Source organism: Polyangiaceae bacterium (assembly GCA_020633235.1).
In the GTDB taxonomy this organism is placed as follows: Bacteria; Myxococcota_A; Polyangia; order Polyangiales; family Polyangiaceae; genus JACKEA01.
This window is the reverse complement of the sequence record JACKEA010000003.1, coordinates 964,977-981,517: the sequence shown is the minus strand read 5'-3', so window position 1 is coordinate 981,517 and position 16,541 is coordinate 964,977. Positions and strand designations below refer to the sequence as shown.

Annotated in this window: 14 protein-coding genes and 1 tRNA gene; 7 read left to right on the top strand and 8 right to left on the bottom strand. The window is 69.2% G+C overall.

Going from position 1 to position 16,541, the window contains the following annotated elements; genetic code table 11:
• Positions 1-36: 36 nt before the first annotated feature.
• From H6717_21235 to H6717_21215, 5 genes are all read right to left on the bottom strand, one after another.
• Entirely contained in the window at positions 37-1,509 is a 1,473-nt protein-coding gene (locus tag H6717_21235) for a deoxyribodipyrimidine photolyase (GenBank protein ID MCB9579568.1), read from the bottom strand.
• Positions 1,510-1,551: 42 nt separating this feature from the next.
• On the bottom strand, positions 1,552-3,423 hold the full coding sequence (locus H6717_21230; protein ID MCB9579567.1) for an SRPBCC family protein: 1,872 nt from the start codon (positions 3,421-3,423) through the stop codon (positions 1,552-1,554).
• A 98-nt stretch (positions 3,424-3,521) separates the two neighbouring features.
• The gene (locus tag H6717_21225) at positions 3,522-5,024 is read right to left on the bottom strand and encodes a GMC family oxidoreductase (protein ID MCB9579566.1); all 1,503 of its coding nucleotides are present in this window, start codon (positions 5,022-5,024) and stop codon (positions 3,522-3,524) included.
• Positions 5,021-6,160, bottom strand: coding sequence for a hypothetical protein (locus H6717_21220; protein ID MCB9579565.1), 1,140 nt, complete (start codon positions 6,158-6,160; stop codon positions 5,021-5,023). Before H6717_21220 ends, H6717_21225 begins: the two co-directional genes overlap by 4 nt.
• Positions 6,157-6,615, bottom strand: coding sequence for a hypothetical protein (locus tag H6717_21215; GenBank protein ID MCB9579564.1), 459 nt, complete (start codon positions 6,613-6,615; stop codon positions 6,157-6,159). Before H6717_21215 ends, H6717_21220 begins: the two co-directional genes overlap by 4 nt.
• Positions 6,616-6,799: 184 nt before the next feature.
• Between H6717_21215 and H6717_21210 the strand changes: the two genes are divergently transcribed.
• Genes H6717_21210 through H6717_21200 form a run of 3 tightly spaced genes read left to right on the top strand, consistent with a single transcriptional unit; the run spans position 6,800 to position 11,390 of the window.
• Positions 6,800-7,774 carry a hypothetical protein gene (locus H6717_21210; protein ID MCB9579563.1) on the top strand — a complete coding sequence of 325 codons (975 nt, stop codon included), beginning with the start codon at positions 6,800-6,802 and terminating at the stop codon, positions 7,772-7,774.
• Between the two features lie 44 nt (positions 7,775-7,818).
• Positions 7,819-9,453, top strand: coding sequence for a right-handed parallel beta-helix repeat-containing protein (locus tag H6717_21205; protein ID MCB9579562.1), 1,635 nt, complete (start codon positions 7,819-7,821; stop codon positions 9,451-9,453).
• A 2-nt stretch (positions 9,454-9,455) separates the two neighbouring features.
• Positions 9,456-11,390: a serine/threonine protein kinase gene (locus H6717_21200; protein MCB9579561.1), complete on the top strand. Its 1,935-nt coding sequence runs from the start codon at positions 9,456-9,458 to the stop codon at positions 11,388-11,390.
• On the opposite strand, the gene H6717_21195 is transcribed toward H6717_21200, so the two are convergent.
• Positions 11,387-11,998 carry a hypothetical protein gene (locus H6717_21195; GenBank protein MCB9579560.1) on the bottom strand — a complete coding sequence of 204 codons (612 nt, stop codon included), beginning with the start codon at positions 11,996-11,998 and terminating at the stop codon, positions 11,387-11,389. The genes H6717_21200 and H6717_21195 overlap by 4 nt on opposite strands.
• Between H6717_21195 and H6717_21190 the strand changes: the two genes are divergently transcribed.
• The 3 genes from H6717_21190 (at position 11,997) to H6717_21180 (ending at position 13,362) form a co-directional block, all read left to right on the top strand.
• Complete coding sequence (locus H6717_21190) at positions 11,997-12,347, top strand: hypothetical protein (GenBank protein ID MCB9579559.1); 351 nt, start codon at positions 11,997-11,999, stop codon at positions 12,345-12,347. The genes H6717_21195 and H6717_21190 overlap by 2 nt on opposite strands.
• Positions 12,348-12,411: 64 nt before the next feature.
• A complete protein-coding gene (locus H6717_21185) occupies positions 12,412-13,242 on the top strand; it encodes an SDR family NAD(P)-dependent oxidoreductase (GenBank protein ID MCB9579558.1) in 831 nt (276 codons plus the stop codon).
• A gap of 44 nt (positions 13,243-13,286) precedes the next feature.
• A tRNA-Arg gene (locus H6717_21180) sits at positions 13,287-13,362 on the top strand.
• 416 nt (positions 13,363-13,778) lie between these two features.
• Here the strand turns inward: H6717_21180 and H6717_21175 are convergent.
• Positions 13,779-14,204 (bottom strand): VOC family protein, encoded by a 426-nt coding sequence (locus H6717_21175; GenBank protein ID MCB9579557.1) that lies wholly within the window; start codon positions 14,202-14,204, stop codon positions 13,779-13,781.
• 46 nt (positions 14,205-14,250) lie between these two features.
• Entirely contained in the window at positions 14,251-14,679 is a 429-nt protein-coding gene (locus H6717_21170; protein ID MCB9579556.1) for a hypothetical protein, read from the bottom strand.
• Between the two features lie 83 nt (positions 14,680-14,762).
• Between H6717_21170 and H6717_21165 the strand changes: the two genes are divergently transcribed.
• A complete protein-coding gene (locus H6717_21165) occupies positions 14,763-16,487 on the top strand; it encodes a hypothetical protein (protein ID MCB9579555.1) in 1,725 nt (574 codons plus the stop codon).
• Positions 16,488-16,541 lie beyond the last annotated feature (54 nt).

Below are 16,541 nucleotides of genomic sequence, written 5' to 3'. Positions count from 1 at the left end.
GCAGCCTAGCCCAAATCTCGTGCCGAGCGCATCCGCTCAGAACAAGCTGCCCTGCCCACTTCCCCAGCGCTCGAGATAGCGCGAGAGATGCAGCTTTCGCCGCGTGCTGTCCGACGTCATGTAGCGGACCGTACCGAAAATCGGCCGCTCCGGCCCCCACGGCCGATCGAAGCGACCGAAGCACCAGAAGATCCCGCTGTAGGAGCTCGGGTCCCGTCCGTCGACCGCGTACTTGTTGTTGAGGTGAATCAAGGTCTCGAGCGCCTGCGCGGGAGTCTTCGACCACTGCAGCACCTTCTTGCCCCACAGCATGCGGAGGTAGCCCTGGATGCGACCTTCGCTGACGAGCTCGCGTTGTGCGGCGTTCCAGATCTCGTCGTCGGTATCGGCGGCTTCCAGCCGTTCCGCGCTCACCACGTACTCACGCTCGTCCTTTGCGTGTTTCTCCAGGGTCTTCCGGGACCATTCCGGCAGCGTGGCGTAGCGATCGTAGTCCTTCACACGATGGGTGAAGTTGGCGCTGAGCTCGCGCCAGGTGACGAGCTCGTCCAAGAACGCTTCGCTGCTCTTCGACATGCCCCAGAAACCCTCCCGCTGGCCCGCTCGGCGGGTGCCGAGAGCTTCCACGCTCCAGCCTTCTTCTCGCGCCACGGCATCGAAGACGCGGTGGGGCGAGACGTGGCCGAAATGAAGGTAGGGCGAGAGCTGGCTGCAGGCGTCGGCGTCGGGGTGGTGGTGCTCCTCCCCGTAGCGCGCGAGGGCGTTCGTGATGAAGCCCCGAAGACGCCCGAGCGCCGCCTTTTCGCCCCCGGCGTAGCTCACCGCGCCCACTCCGTGATCCAGCGGCAGCTCCGCGATGCCGCCGTCGAGCAGCTTCGGGAGATCGGCCGCGGGCCACCTGGACGAGATCGCGAGCTTGGGCGCGGCCCGCAGCTCCAGTCGACGCAGCGGATCCGCCCGCGGTCGCTCCCCGAGATGCTCCGGCAGCGTCTTCTGTAGCGCTCGCCGGAAGTCCACAGCGCGATGGAACACGCGATCCGTCGCGCGCAGCGGCAACAGGCCGTTGCCGTCGACCACCTCCAGACGTCCGGGTGCTCGAGCCGCGGCAGCCTCGAGCATGCGCGGCAGGAAGAAGCAGGGGTACTCGTCGGTGACCACGACAGCTGCATCGTCCGAGAGCGCGGCGAGCAGTCCCTTCCCCGCGCCTGCCTCGGGCTCCACATAAGGGTAGTAGGCGATGGGACTCTTCTCGAAACGCTCCTGGTTGTCCCGCATGCCCTCGATCACGAAGCGGTGCAGCCGGTCGCTCGCCCAGCGGTAGCCTACGCGGAGAGCCTCGAGCACGACCAAGGGTCGGTCGAGGCTCTTGGCGTGCTCTATGGCGCGGTCCAGGGCGAAGTTGTCGTGCGTCCGCCGTTGGGCGGTCATCCAGTACAGGACGTACTCGCCGTCCTTGCGGACGCCGGCGCCGTTCGCGGTTCGAATGCGGATCTCGGGGACGCTCGCCACGGTGCCCACATAACGCACGGCGTGGCCATGCCAAGCGGAGAATCAGCCCGGCGCGACGTCCAGGGCGACCAGTCGATGCATTTCCGAGAACCCCTTGAGCTCCGCCTCGAAAGGGTGCAGCGCAAAACCGCCGTGCGCCACTCGCTCGCGGATGTCGGGGTGCTCCAGCAGAGACTCCATCAGCACCACTTGACCGGCGCCGGCCTTCGCCTGAAGCCGCGCCGCTCGATTCACGGTGGTACCGAAGAAGTCGAGCCGCTCGTTGGCGCGCACCATCAAGCAGGGCCCCTCGTGGAGGCCGACCTTCAGCGACGCGCCAACGTCCCCATGGCGTTGATTCATGCGCTGCACCATTTCGATCGCCGCGTCCACCGCGCGCACGGCCGAAGGAAACGCCGCCATCACCGCGTCTCCCATGGTCTTCACGATGGCGCCGTCGTGGGCCACCACCACGTGACCGAGGGTGCGGAAGTGATCCTCCACGAAGGCGAACGCCTTGGCGTCCCCCAGCCGCTCGTACAGCGCCGTGGAGTCCGTCAGATCCGTGAACAGCAAGGTGAGGGAAGCGACGGAGAGGTCCACCCCCGCGGCCGGCGCCTCGGCGGAGAACAGGTCGAGGAAGTCCGGCACCGTCGCCATGTCGCGTCCGAGCACCGCGTCGGGCTCGAAGGTCGAGCGCTCGATCACGAGCAAGGCGTCACTCTCGGTGTCGTTCACCGCCGTCAGAGCGGTGTGCTCCGCGCCCTCGCCCTGCTGCTCGGCCGTCAGCCCCGACGCCGTGAGTCTGAAATCGACTCGATGCGGCCGCTTCACCTCGATCTCTGCGCGGTGGGGGCTGGAGACGACCCGCGCCAAGAGCCGTCCTTGGGGCAGGTCCGCGGAGATCTCCCGTCGCTCCCTCGGGGACAGGCGAAACTGCGCGAAAACGTGGGGGCGCAGCGTGGGGGAGCTGGCGCAATACACCGGCGAGCCCACCTTGCGGATGGCCGGGTTCACCTGAAACACGGCTTCCACGTTCTCGGCGAAGTCCACCGCGAAGTCCACGTCACAGAAGTCGCAGTGATCTCGCGGCTGCACCGAGGCCATGGTCGCGGTGCTGCCCGCGGCCACGCGACACGTCGGGCAGTCGAGCTGCCACTTCAAGTCCACCAAGCCGGCGCGCGCCGCGTGCAAGAACGCGGTGAGCACGTCTCGTCGCGGCAGCCCCCACACCCGCGCCAGCTCGTAAGGGCGGATGCGGTTCACTTCTTCGTCGGGACGGTGCGCGAGGAGATCCACCACCCGGGCGCGGAGCTCCGCGCTCACTGGCGTCTTGTCGTAGCGCCGCTGTCGGAACGACAGCTCGGATGCGTCCGTTCGCGACGCAACCCCGGAGATCGTCGGGCTCGCGCTCGCGTTCATGAGCAAGCGTCGCACCGCCGACGCCGGCGGCTCGTCGCCGCTGAACTCGTCCAGAGCCCGTCCGGCCAGCAGGGTCTCCAGCTGATCCAGATAGCGGTTCAGCGACGCGCGCATGTCGGAGCGCAGCTTCAGCCCCACCAAGCGCGCCAGCGCCCCGCTGGCCGCCACGTAGCTCTCCACCTCGACCCGGCTGCCGCCGGCGGTGGGCTCGATGCGCACCCGGAGACCCCCGCGGGAGACCGGGCCCTTCTCGAAGCGCCGCTCGCCGTGGAGCGTTCGGCCTTCCACCCACTCGTAGGGCGGCTCCACCCAGCGCACCTCGAAGCCCAGCTCCTTCGCGTGGCCGACCACCGTGCTCGGCTTGCCGTCCCCCGAGGCTTTCATCTCGTATTGGGGTGGCTTGAGGCCCATGGCGCGATCGGTGCGATTGCTGTCGGCCACCAGCGCCCACACCACCTTCGGGGGAGCAGCGAAGACCCGGTGCACCTTCGCCAAGAACTCCCTCTCCGCCATCACCGCCCAAGATAGACGACTCCCGACGCCGCGGCCAGCGCCCTCTCCCCAGCATGAGTTTGTCGCTGCGCCGCGGAACCTCGAAGACCGCCGGCGCGTCAGTGCAGCTCGGCCAGGCGTCGCGACGTGATGTCGGCGAGGGCCATGATCGTCGCTTGCGGGTTCACGGCGCTGGGACTCGGGAACACGCTCGCGTCGCACACGTACAGGCCGTCCACGCCGCGCACCTTGCCCTCGGGATCCACCGGCCCGCTGTCGTCTCGGGTCATGCGACAAGAGCCGAAGGTGTGGTTCAGCGTCATGGCCAGGTGTCGCGCGGTGATCTTGCCGCTCACCAGGCTCGCGGTGTCGGCTTCCGAGCGCATTTCGTCTACGGCACCCAAAATGCCCGTGTGCACGTAGCGGGCGCCGGCGGCCAACAGCGCGTCCGCGGCGATCTTCATGCCGCGCATCACCGGCATCACGTTCTCTTCCGGTATCACGAGCCGCATGCTCGGCTCGCCGTTGCGCTTGGCGCGGACGCTGCCGTGCACGTCGCCGCGGTACACCACGGCGACCACCGTAGCGTGCTTCACCTCGTCCAGGCGCCGCACGAAGGGGCGCCCCACGTCGCCCCAGCGCACCATCAGCACGCTGGGCGATGCCCACAGGCCTTCGTACTTGAGACCGCGGATTTCGCTGCTGATCGCGCCCCACCCCTGAGTCGCTCCCACCCACGGGTCCACGACCTCGTCCATGATGCCGACGAGCCCGCCGCCGATGTGACAGAACATGGTGGCGCCCACGCGCCGCCGCGGATTGATGCGACTCTGCTGCAGGATCACCGGTGTGTGCATGGTGCCTGCGGCGAGCACCACGGTCTTGGCGCGCACGCGCACGCGGGCGACCTTCTCGTAGCGCGGGCTCATCACGTGGCCTTCCACGCCCACGGCGCGGGCGCCCTCGGTGAGCACGCGCGTCACGTGACAGTGCGTGTAGATCTCCGCGCCGTGCTCCTCCGCCGCGGGCAGGTACGTGCGATCGACGGATTGCTTCTTGCCGGTGGCGCAGCCGGTGAGGCAATCGGAGCTGCCCTCGCAGCCCTGCACCGCCCGCGGCAGCGGGTAGCCGGGCACGCCGGCATGCTTCTCGATGGCGTCGCGCACCAGCAGATTGCGGCGTCCCATCACCGTCATCGGCGTGGGGGCCACGCCGGAGCGCTCGAACACGCGATCGTAGGCGGCTTCCAGCTCGGGGCCATCCAGCCACTCGATGCCCGTCTCCGCGGCCCACTCCTGTCGCACCCAGTCGGGGAGCTTCAACATGATGGCGGAATTGACGACGGTGCCGCCTCCGACGCAGCGAGCTTGGAGCGACGGGCTCTGGGTGGTGCCGCCGATGAGCCGCAGGCCCCCATCCCAGAAGTAGCGCGCCAAGAAGCGGGGGGCGTCCCGCGTCATGTCCTGTGGGCGCACCTCGGGGCCGGCCTCCAGCACCACCACGCGCTGCCCCGCGGCCGCCAGATTCAGCGCCGCCACGGCGCCGCCCGCGCCGGAGCCGACGACCACCGCGTCGCACTCCACGTCCACGCCGCCCTTCACGTCCTCGAAGCCGTGTCTCATGCCGCCGCTCCTTCCAGGGCGTGGCTGCTCGCGTGCTCTTCGCACGCCGGACCGCGTCCGACGTCCAGAGTGCGCGCCACTGGGTCGATGATGGCGGACGCGATGGTCCAGTTCATGGCATCGCCGTGGCAGCAAATCGTGTTCATGCTCGGTCCTTCGCGTCCGTGGTCCGCGAGCAAGCGACGGATGCCCTCGCGATCCAGCGCGGCGTGCGGTTCGATCTCCGGCCAGCGGGCTTCGCGTTCGACGTTCACGGAGTGGACGTCGTAGCCCGCGCCGAGCCCCGTGGTGACGGCCCCGACGGGCACCTCGACCGCGACGAGCTCCGGTAGCCGGTACTTGTTGAAGGCGGAGAGCACCCGATCTTCGGGCTCGCGGCGTACGGCGACGTGCGTGGCGGAGACTTCCGCGACGGCGCGTTCACCGGCGGCGTCGACCAGGGTGAACAGCGCGCCCGTCGCGCAGGGGGTCCGCCGAAGGACGGCGACGGCCTCGCCGACGCTCGCGCATTCGTCCAAGCATGTCTGTAGTAACAACGTGGACAAGAGCGCGGGCCGCGCGCGGGAGAGATCCGTGGCGAAGGCTTGATTGACGGTCATGGCCAGGCCCGCGTCGTTCACGCCGGCGACGGCGCCGACGAGCATCGGGTAGGTCAGCGTCAGGCTTTGACGTACGTCCGGGCCGGTTCCGCGGCGGACCAACAAGAAAGGCGCGAAAGAAGGGGGAAAGTCGTGGTTGTAGGCGAGCCACGGCCTGCCCGCGCGGCTCAGCGCGGAGGGGATGGCAAGGGCGGTGCAGCCCAGGCGAAAGCTCAGGTTCGCGCTCTCGATCTCGAAGGCGTTGAAGCCGTACACCGTGCCCGGGCGCACGCCGAGGCCGCACGCCAAGCCTTCGAGCGCTTCGAGATAGCGGCCGCGGCGATGTCGCCGAAGCAAGCCGCGGTGCAGCGTCAGGTAGCTCTCCCCGATGGCCGACAGCGCTCCGCGCAGCAGCGGCTTCGGGATCGGGCGCGCGGCGAGGGGCAAGGCAGCGAGGGCGGCGACCATGTGACTCACGCGGTCTTTGCCATCACGACCTTGGAGCAGGCCGCGCTCTCGTGGGCTGCCTTTGGCGCTGACCAGTCCGAGGGCCGTCACCCCTCCGCCTCCATCGCGGGCAGGGCATCCGGACGAAACTCGATGTGCGCGGGATCCAGCGGGCGCTCGCAGCTGCGATACTCCCCGATGTACGCCTGCACCGAGGGGTGCGACATGTACATCATGGTGGTGATCGCCTTGAGGCTCTCGCCCAGCACCCGGAAGGGAAAGAAGCCGGAGCGGCGGAAGCCACGCACCAACAGCGTCCGTTCCTCCGCATCCATGTTGGATAGCCGCGATACCGTCGCGGTGAGCAGCGGCCCGAAGAGCTCCACGAACAGGAACAAGGTCAAGAGCAGGCGGCGCTGCCCTGGCGGTAGCTCGTCGAGGTACTCCTCCGTGCGACGGACCATCTCGGTGGAGCGCCAGTCCGGCGCGCCGAAGTCGTTCTCGGGAAACGTCGCCTCGCTCACGGCCGCGATGCCATCCCGAACGTGCATCTCCAGGAGGCCCATGAGCTGGCCTCTTACCACGGCCCGGGGCCGCGAACGCGTCAGGAAGCCGTCACGGGCAGGCGTGCGACGCCGTGGCGCGGGCGCCACGATGCGATCCCTCGACCGCGGCGCGCACGCCCCAGGTCCAGCTTCGGATCTGCGGAGATCTACGTGGGCATGACGGTTGCTTGGTGCGGCGCGCGCCATGAAGCTCACCCTGTCCAAGCTCACCGTTTCGTCGCTCCTCGTGCTCGCCGTCGGCTGTAGCGGCGGAGGAGGTGGCGGCGGTGGTGGCTACCTCGACGGCGGCACGTCGACGGGAGGCTTCGGCAACTTCGGCTCCGGAGGGAGCGGCGCGGTGGGCGCGGGGGGCGCGCTGCCGAGCGGCGGCAGCGGCGGGGATCCCGGAGGCGGCACCGGAGGCGGAGGCATTGGCGGCGGCGGCCCGAGCGGCGGCGCGGCGGGGACGTCGAGCGGTGGCAGCGGTGGCAGCGGCGGCGGCGAGTGCACCGTGTGCCCGAAGGGCTGTGTGGATCTCGCGACCGACGCCAACAACTGCGGCAGCTGTGGCTACGCCTGCTCCACCTCCGCGGCGGGCGCCAAACCCGTGTGCCAGGGCGGACAGTGTCAGGCGCAGTGCATCACCGCCGGCGAGACCATCTGCGGCGGCGCCTGCACCAACACCCAGAATGATCCCGACAACTGCGGCGCCTGCGGCAAGTACTGCCAGGCTCCTTCCGGCGGTGGATCCGTGAGCTGCGTGAACGGCAGCTGTCAGACCGGTTGCCCCTCGGGCTCGACCTTGTGCGGCAACAAGTGCGTGTATACCGCGACGGACAACCAGAACTGCGGCAGTTGCGGCAACAGCTGCTCTTCCCTCACGCCTCCGGTGGGCGGCAACGCCTACAGCTGCAAGGCCGGCAAGTGCGAGGCGAGCTGCCCGTCCGGCAAGACCTTGTGCGGCAACGAATGCGTCGACCTGATGTCGGACCACGCGAACTGCGGCAGCTGCGGCAAGCTGTGTTACGGCAACCACGGCTGCAGTGTGGGTCAGTGCAGCAGCAACAGCTGCGCCTTCGACGTGTGCGACGGAAACTGCTGCAGCGAGACCCAGAGCTGCAATTTCTACTGGGGCACGGACATCAACGGCAAGCCGGTGAAGCACTACTTGTGTAGCTGACGCGTGGCTGGCGCGCCCTCGCCGCCGGGGTGTACCCTGGCGGTATGAGACGGCTCATCTTCGCTCTCTCGGCCTTGCTGGTGCTGGCGCTTTCGCCGCGCGCCTTGGCCGCCGACTTCTACGTGGATCCCCAGAACGGGAGCATGTCGAACGACGGCAGCAAGGCCAAGCCGTGGAAGACCCTGGCCGAGGTGGTGGCCGCCAACCTGATCGAGAGCCAGAAGTGGGCGAGCTTGCCCTACGCGGCGGGCGCGAGCTTGGTGCCCAAGAACGCCGGCGCTCCGGTGAAGGCTGGCGACACCATCTGGCTCATGAGCGGCTACCACGGCGACGTGGACATCACCGGCTACTACAACGCTTCCGACATCACGATCGCGGCGGCGCCGGGGGAGACGCCGAAGCTCAGCCACCTCTTGATTCGCGCCAGCAAGAGCTGGAAGGTCGTGGGGCTTTCGCTGAGCCCGGAGTACGCGCCGACCTACGATCCCTCGACCATCCTGGATCTGGACTCCCACGGCTATCAGGGGCCGGTCTCCGACATCACGGTGGAGGGCTGCACGCTGATGTCCAAGGAGGACGTGTCCGCTTGGACCATGAGCGACTGGGACACGCTCAGCGCCAACGGCATCTCCGCGGACGGCGATAACATCACCCTGCGCAAGAACATGCTGAAGAACGTGAACTTCGGCCTCAGCGTGGGCGCCAAGAACTCGCTGGTGGAAGGCAACGTGGTGGATTCCTTTGCGGGCGACGGCATGCGCGGCCTGGGCGACAACACCGTGTTCCAGTACAACACGGTGAAGAACTGCTCCGACGTGAACGCGAACCACGATGACGGCTTCCAGTCCTGGTCCGTCGGCGCAAACGACGCAGTGGGCACCGGTGAGGTGAAGGGCATCGTGCTGCGCGGGAACGTGATCATCAACTACGAGGATCCGAACCAGAAGTTCCGCGGCACCCTGCAAGGTATTGGCTGCTTCGACGGGACCTACACGGATTGGGTGGTGGAAAACAACGTGATCATCACGGATCACTGGCACGGCATCACGTTCTTGGGCGCCAAGAACGTGCGGGTGGTGAACAACACGGTGCTGGATCCCAACACGGAGACGCCCGGGCCACCGTGGATCAGCATCGACGACCACAAGGACGGCACGCCTCCCGAGGGCTGTCTGGTGCGCAACAACCTCACCACCGATCTGAACCTGGCAAGCAGTGGGGTGACTGAAGATCACAACATGTTGATCAAGGACGCTTCCACGTTGTTCGTGAACGCCGCAGCTTACGACGTGCACCTGTTGGACGACTCGCCGGCCATCGACCAGGGCTCTCAGGACCAGGCGCCGGCGACGGACATCGAAGGCGTGCCCCGGCCACAAGGCGCGGGCATCGATCTGGGCGCCTACGAGTGGCACGACGGCAGCGTGGTGATCGACGGCGGTGCGGGCAGCGCGGGCACCGGCGGCGGCATCGCTACGGACGGCGGCGTCTCCGGCTCTGGGGGCAGCGGCACCGGCGGAGGCGCCGGCAGCAGCGGCGGTGGCGGTAGCTCCGCCAGTCCGGACTCGGGAGACGACTCCGGTTGCGGCTGTCGCCTCGCGTCACGCTCCAATGGCGGCGCCGGATCCATCGCGCTCTTCGCTCTCGGCCTCCTGATCGCGCGGCGTCGGCGTCGCTAATCGTGGCCGGCACCGTCGAGCTTCGGCAGACCTTCGACCAGCGCTGGCAGGAGCTGGCGCTGGCGGAGACCGCCGTGGCCGTCGATGCCACCATCACGCCGGAGCCCGCGGCCTGGACACGCCCGGTGGCGGAGGAGCTGCCGCGCATCTCCCTCTCCTTCAGTGATGCGGACGCCGAGGGCGCCCCGACGCCCGCGGCCGTGAGCCGAACGGATCTGGAAGTGCGCGGCGTGCTGGGCGAGGGCGGCATGGGACGGGTGCACGCCGCGCGACAGCACTCGCTCCGGCGCGAGGTGGCCGTGAAGACCGTCAAGGAGCGCGCTACGGCGAGCGCCGCGGCGGCCATCTTGCGGGAAGCGGTGGTGACCGGTGCGCTCGAGCACCCTGGCATCGTGCCCGTGCACGCCCTCGGCCTCGACGATCGCGGGCGCCCGGTGCTGGTCATGAAGCGCGTCGAAGGCGTGGAGTGGCGCGCGTTGCTGCACGACGCCGCGCACCCCGCGTGGAGCGCCCGCGGCGAGGATCGCATGGTCGCGCACTTGGAGATCTTGATGCAGGTGTGCCAAGCGGTGCACTTCGCCCACACCCGCGGCGTGGTGCATCGCGACATCAAACCCGAGAACGTGATGTTGGGGGATTTCGGCGAGGTGTACCTGGTGGACTGGGGCATTGCCCTGCGCCTGGACGACGCGTCGGAGCGAACCGGCCTGGTGGGCACGCCGGCGTACATGGCGCCGGAGATGGTGGCGGGGCGCGCCGTGTCGCCGCAGACCGACGTGTACTTGCTGGGTGCCACGCTGCACGAGATCCTCACCGGGCAGTTCCGACACTTCGGCGAGAGTCTGCAGGACGTGCTGCTGTCGGCGTTCTGCTCCGATACGCCGGAGTACACGGACGCCGTGCCCAAGGAGCTCGCGGAGCTCTGTCGCAGGTCCATGGCGCGGGATCCCGAAGCGCGCCCCGAGTCCGCCTTGGCGCTGCGTCAGGCTCTGGCGGATTTCCTCGGTCACCGCGGGTCCATCGCGCTGGCGGAGAGCGCGGGGGAGCGGCTGAGCGCGCTGCTCGAGCTGTTGGCCGGCGCGCCTGCGGCGGAACCTCCGGGAGATCTGGCCCGGGCGTATCAGCTCGCGACGGAGAGCCGCTTCGGTTTCACCCAGGCGCTCTCGGAGTGGCCGGAGAACGACGCGGCGCGCGCCGGCTTGCACCGTGTGCTGTGCGCGCTGGCGGATCTGGAGCTGCGTCAGGGCCACGCGGAAACCGCCGAGACGCTGGTGAAGGAGCTCGACCCGCCGTCGCCCGAGCTCGCCGCGCGGGTCGCCGCCGAAAAGAAGAAGAAGGCGCGCCAGCAGCTGGAAGAGAAGCGGCTTCGCGAGATGGCGAACGACATGGACGTGCGCGTGGCCGGCAAGCAACGGTCGCGCGCCCTGGCCGCGTTGCTCGGCGCCTCCGGTGCCATGGCGGCCTTCGCCCTGATGCAGCCGCATCCGTCACGCCTCAAGGTGCAGACGCTTCTGTCTCTAGCTCTGGTGTTGGTGCTCGTGATGCTGGCCGCGGTGGGTGTGTGGCGGAAACAGCTGATGCAGAACGCCTTCAATCGCCGGCTCGTCGGTTTGATGCTCCTCTCCGGCGTGTCCGTGGTGTTCACGCGCTTTTTCGGGGGTGCGCTGGCGCTGCCCACGCCCTACATCTTCGCCCTGGACTCGCTGGTGCTGTGCTTGGTCTCCGCGGCGGCCACCATCGTGATGCTGCGGGGCCTGTGGCCGCTGTGCGTGGTCATGGTCGCGAGCTCCGCGCTGTGCCTGATCCACCCGAGCTGGTCCGCCATCGTGTTCGGCTTCGCGTCCACCGCCACGGTGCCGCTGGTGGCCCTCGCCATCCACCTGCACAAGAAGCAGCAGGAGCGCGAAGGGGAGCTGCCGCCGGAATCTCGCGTCTAACGCGGGCAGGGGATGCGGCAGCTGCGCTCGCAGCTGCGATGGGCCTGATTGCAGCCCGCCTTGCACAGACTCTCGCTGCCCATCTCGTGGCGGCCGTAGCGGAAGCAGTCGAGGTTGCAGGCGTTTAGCTCACTGGTGCAATCTTCGCCGCACTCGTAGCTCGAGCAGTTGCCTCCGGTGGGACGCGGCGGCCGTTCGCGCTCGAGCCGCGCAGGATCCGGATGCGGGCGTCGCAAGAGATGCAAGCGCACCTCGCCCACTGCGCTCGCGGAGGGTGACAGCGAGGTGACCACCAGATACACGGGCTCGTAGGGGCAGAACTCCGGAGACAGCTCTGCGTCCTTTCCGGCCTTGCCCGTTCCCGGCTCTGGCGGAGGCTTCTTGCTCGTCGGATCGGGGGTGCCCCGCTCCGCGATGGCGTAGTGAAGCCGGAGGGGCGCGCTGCTCTCCGTGAGGATCGCGAAGCAGTCGCCGTCGTTGATGAAGAAGCGCTCTTGGCGAAAGGACGCGGCGGACAGCGTCTTGCTCTCACGCACGAGCTGATAGGGGCGCAGCCCGGAGGCGAGCTCCGGGTGCCGCTCCTGTTCCAGCGCCAGAGGTGCCGTCATGCACGCCGCGCCGTCCGCCAAGCGCTTGGACGTGCACGCGCCGTCGGGGCTCACGCAACGTTCGTCGCCGGCGCACCAGGTACAGGGCGGCCGATTCATGCACACGCCGCAGCTCGACGCGGCCGCGCAGGTCGCGGCCCACGCATCCGTGCCGCTGTGGGTGGGCGCGACGGAGGGCGCCCGCGACGTGGAGGGCGCCGGCGTCAGCGCGGGTCCGGGCCCGGGTGCAGCCGGCGGGGGTGCGGCAGTGCGCTCGCGGGCGCACGCTACGGCGACGATGGCCAAGGCGACGAGCCCCGCCGCACCGGATCTGCCGTTTCCCCGCCGCGTCATTGCGACCGTGGTGTAGCAAAGTCGCCGCCCCGCTGCACCGGAGGCTTGCCGTGACGGCATCGCGCCGCACAAACAAACCCATGAACCAAGATCTCTCGGGAGTTTCCATCGTGCTGATGGGGGCCACGGACGGCATCGGGCGGCTGGCCGTGGAGGAGCTCGGCCGCCGTGGTGCGCACGTGTTCGCCCATGGGCGCAGCGCCGACAAGGTCGAGCGCAGCGTGGGAGAGCTCCGCAAGGCCGGCATCCGCGCGGAGGGGCTGCTCGCGGATCTCTCCTCCCTGGCCCAGACGAAGCGTCTGGCCGAAGAGATCGAGAAGCGCGTGCCGAACCTCGACGTGCTGGTGAACAACGCCGGCGTGGGTTTCGGACACGATCGCACGCAGCGGGAAACCTCAGAAGACGGCTTCGAGCTACGCCTCGCCGTGAACTACCTCGCGCCGTACTTGTTGACCACGGACCTGCTCCGCGCCGGAATCCCGCGCCGCGCGATCGTGAACGTGGCGTCCATCGGCCAAGAGCCGCTGGACTTCGACGACCTGATGACGGAGCGCGGCTACTCCGGGATCGTCGCCTATCGGCGCAGCAAGCTCGCGCTGGTGATGAGCTCCTTCGACCTGGCAGCAGCGCATCCCGATCGCGTGGTGACGGTGCTGCATCCGGGCACGCTGCTCGACACCAACATGGTGCGCGGCATTGGCATCGAGCCCCACGGTCCCGCCAGCATCGGTCGTGACGCCATCGTTTCCGCCGTGGAGCGCGCGCTTTCCGGCGAGAAATCCGGCCAGTATTACGACGTCCAGGCCCCCGCCCGGGCCAACCCCGCCGCCTACGACGCCAGCGCGCGGCAGCGTCTCGCCGCCCGGAGCGAGGAGCTGGTGGCCCCGTTCCGCGCGCCCGCCGGCGCTTGACAGGGGCCCCGGGCCGAGGACCAATCGCTCCGACTGCGTCCTTTGCGCCCGTAGCTCAGTGGATAGAGCGGTGGATTTCTAATCCACTGGTCGCAGGTTCGAATCCTGCCGGGCGTGCCACAGAAACGGCGAAAGACGGTCACGGAGCTAGAGGACCAGTAGGCATGCGATCGGTTGATCGGTTCGCTGCGCGCGGGCCCTTCGGGCCCGTGCTCGCGGCCTCCTGCAAGGCGTGCATCGTCCCAGCAGATCAGATGGAGTCCAGCGGCGCCCCTGGGACCGCCGGCTCGAATCCTGCCGGGCGTGCCACAGAAACGGCGAAAGACGGCCACGGAGCTAGAGGACCAGTAGGCATGCGATCGGTTGATCGGTTCGCTGCGCGCGGGCCCTTCGGGCCCGTGCTCGCGGCCTCCTGCGAGTCGTGCATCGTCCCAGCAGATCAGATGGAGTCCAGCGGCGCCCCTGGGACCGCCGGCTCGAATCCTGCCGGGCGTGCCAGTGCCTCATGATGTCGCTGCGGCGCGAACCCCGTCGGTTCACCACTCGCCGGTGCTGGGCATGCTGGCCCACGGCTCCTTGGGCGGGAGCGCGGCGCCGGCTTGCAGGAGCTCTACGGAGATCTGATCCGGAGAACGGACGAAGGCCATGCGCCCGTCCCGCGGCGGCCGCAGGATGGTGACGCCGCTCGCCTGGAGCTTCTCGCAAAGGGCGTAGATGTCGTCGACGGCGAAGGCGACGTGGCCGAAATTGCGACCGCCGCCGTAGGGCTCTTTCTGATCCCAGTTGTACGTGAGCTCGATCTGCGCCGAGTCCCCCGCTGCGCCGGTCTCCAGGTACACCAGGGTGAAGCGCCCCTGTTCGTGCTCCGTGCGCCGCGCCTCTTTCAGGCCCAGCTTGTTGCAAAAGAAGTCGAGAGCCGCGTCCAAGTCTTGCACGCGGACCATGGTGTGCAGGTAGCGCATGGCGCCCAATGTAGAGCAGGCCGGCCCGGTTCGGAACCGCCTCGGGCTACTGGCAACTGGAGAGGCAATTGTCGTTCAAACACTGGGACACGCCGGCCCAGATGGTGACGCCGCCTTGATGGTCGGCGATGCACTGATCCGGCGTCTTCTGGCCGCACGCCTTGACGCAGTCGTAGATCGCCTTGCACTCCGTGTCGGCTTCGCAGGTGGTGATCTCCGTCCCGCACGCGCTCTGCACGCAGGCCAGGCAGGTGGGGCAATCTCCGCTGCCCGCGCCGCCGGCACCACCGCCGGACGCGCCGCCGTTGCCGCCGGCGCCGCCCGTTGCCGCCCCCGCGCTGCCGCCGGTGGAACCGCTGGAGCCGCCGGAGCCACTGGACCCGCTCGAACCGCCGGACCCGCTCGAGTCGTCGCTGCCGCAACCGAAAGAGCCAACCGCGAACAGAACCGAGACGACGAGGGCGATGCGCTTCATGGTCTCGACGCTATCGTTGGCGATGGCGAGGGTCAACGCGGGTGATTGGCCCGTGCCCAGCGCCGGGATATGTCAGCGGGCCCATGAGCGAGATCGACTGGTCGGCGATCGAAACCCACGACGGACCCGCCACTCGGGTTCCAACCTGGATCGAGGAGCTGACCGCGAGCTCGGCATCGGTGCGCAAGAACGCCGTCAGCCAGTTGAGCGAAGCGCTGAACCATCAGGGCACGCCGACGCCGGCCGCCGCGGTTGCGCTGCCGCTGCTATTGCCGCTGTGCTTCGACGCGCGCCTGAAGGAGCGCGATCGGCTCATCATGCTGTGTGTGGATCTCGCGTGCGGCGGCAGCCACGCGCGCTGGCTCGGCCGGCCGCACGCCGTCCCCGGCGCGGAAGCCTTGGGCGCGGTGGCAGAAGAGCTCGTCGCAGCGCTGTCGGACCGCGCGGCGGGCGTGCGCGCTGCCGCGGCCCTGGCGTTGGGGTTCGCAACCGTGACGGAGGCGAGAACGGCCCTCGCTGCGCGGCTTGCCCGCGAGAAGGTCGAGGTCGTCCGCGCCAGCATCGTCTTGGCGCTGGGCCGCTACTCCGACGACCTCGGCGACGAGCCGTTGGACGGCCTCGCCGCTTTGATGCGGGCCGTGGTCCGCGCCTGGTGGTCCAGCGAAGGCTTCGACCGCTGGGGACCGCCGCTGGTGGACGGCCTGTCCACGCCGGCCGCCGCGCTGCCCTGGGCCTACGGGGACGTCGGCAACTTGCTCGCGGAAGTGATCGCCGCTCGCGCCGCCGAGCTGGGCTCGACGGATCTCGCGACGTGCCTCGCCGCGCTGCGGGGCACGTGGAGCGCGAGCCGCGTCGCCGCGCGCGCGGTGCACGCGCTGTTCCCGAAAGACCACGAGCTGCCGCATCCGCCGCGGGACCCGCGCGAGCTCACGGAGGAGCAAACGCGCGTGCTCACGCAGCTGTCCGCCGAGACGTTCCTGAACGGAGCGGACGGCTACTACGCACTGCAAGAGCACGGGCTGCCCGCGCGCTTGGAGGACTTGCGGCGCTTCCTCGGGAGCGAAACGCCCGGCGCTCTCGACCAGCGGGTGAACGACGTGCCAGCGTGGCTCTGGATTTCCCGCGAGCTCATCGCGCGTCAGCAGGGCCGCAGCGCAGACGCCGTTCTGACGCTCTCGACGCTGGACGAGGCAGCGCTGCTCGCCGTCGCCACCGAGGCCGCCCGGGGCGATTACCTCTTGCTGCGCCGCTGGCCCTGGTCCGATGCGCTGCAGGCGGACGAGTACGAGCACGCCGCCGATCTCGGGCTCCTCTTGGTGGACGTGCTGATCGCGGGCTCGAACGCTCCGGCGCTCCAGCGCCTCGCCGATCCGTTCCTCGCTTCGCCCCAGTACGATCTGATCCGCGCGGTGCTCTTCACCACCTTGGCGGAGCTGGGCGCGTTGCCGGAGCCCTACGAGGCGCTGTTCCAGCAGGGCATCAGCTACACCCGGGTGCTCCGACGCGGCCTCGCGCAGCTGGCTCCCGACGCGCAGGAACGCGTGCTCGCGACGCAGCCGATTGGCCACCAAGTGCAGGGTGGCCGCGTGGTCGCGTGGGGCTTGTGGCTCTATGCGGATCTCGCGCCCAGCGCCGGCGTTGTCGCGAAGGTGCTCGACGCGATGGCCCAGTGGCAAGACGGCGACGCACCGCCCGCGGAGGGCGAGCGAGTGCTGCGCGCGCTCGCCGCGGCGCACCCCGACGTGGTCCGCGACTGGGTCGCGACGCACAGCGGTGCCGGACAGCGCTTCGCCGCGGCGCTCTTGTGACGGCCCCGCGGCCGCGAGGTTCCGCGCTGCCGCGACAAACCCATGCACATTGCG

Coding starts and splice junctions, on each gene's coding strand:
- H6717_21230 (MCB9579567.1), bottom strand. CDS start 3,423: ATGGCGGAGAGGGAGTTCTTGGCGAAGGTGCACCGGGTCTTCGCTGCT.
- H6717_21225 (MCB9579566.1), bottom strand. CDS start 5,024: ATGAGACACGGCTTCGAGGACGTGAAGGGCGGCGTGGACGTGGAGTGC.
- H6717_21215 (MCB9579564.1), bottom strand. CDS start 6,615: ATGGGCCTCCTGGAGATGCACGTTCGGGATGGCATCGCGGCCGTGAGC.
- H6717_21210 (MCB9579563.1), top strand. CDS start 6,800: ATGAAGCTCACCCTGTCCAAGCTCACCGTTTCGTCGCTCCTCGTGCTC.
- H6717_21205 (MCB9579562.1), top strand. CDS start 7,819: ATGAGACGGCTCATCTTCGCTCTCTCGGCCTTGCTGGTGCTGGCGCTT.
- H6717_21190 (MCB9579559.1), top strand. CDS start 11,997: ATGCACGCCGCGCCGTCCGCCAAGCGCTTGGACGTGCACGCGCCGTCG.
- H6717_21195 (MCB9579560.1), bottom strand. CDS start 11,998: ATGACGGCACCTCTGGCGCTGGAACAGGAGCGGCACCCGGAGCTCGCC.
- H6717_21185 (MCB9579558.1), top strand. CDS start 12,412: ATGAACCAAGATCTCTCGGGAGTTTCCATCGTGCTGATGGGGGCCACG.
- H6717_21175 (MCB9579557.1), bottom strand. CDS start 14,204: ATGCGCTACCTGCACACCATGGTCCGCGTGCAAGACTTGGACGCGGCT.
- H6717_21170 (MCB9579556.1), bottom strand. CDS start 14,679: ATGAAGCGCATCGCCCTCGTCGTCTCGGTTCTGTTCGCGGTTGGCTCT.
- H6717_21165 (MCB9579555.1), top strand. CDS start 14,763: ATGAGCGAGATCGACTGGTCGGCGATCGAAACCCACGACGGACCCGCC.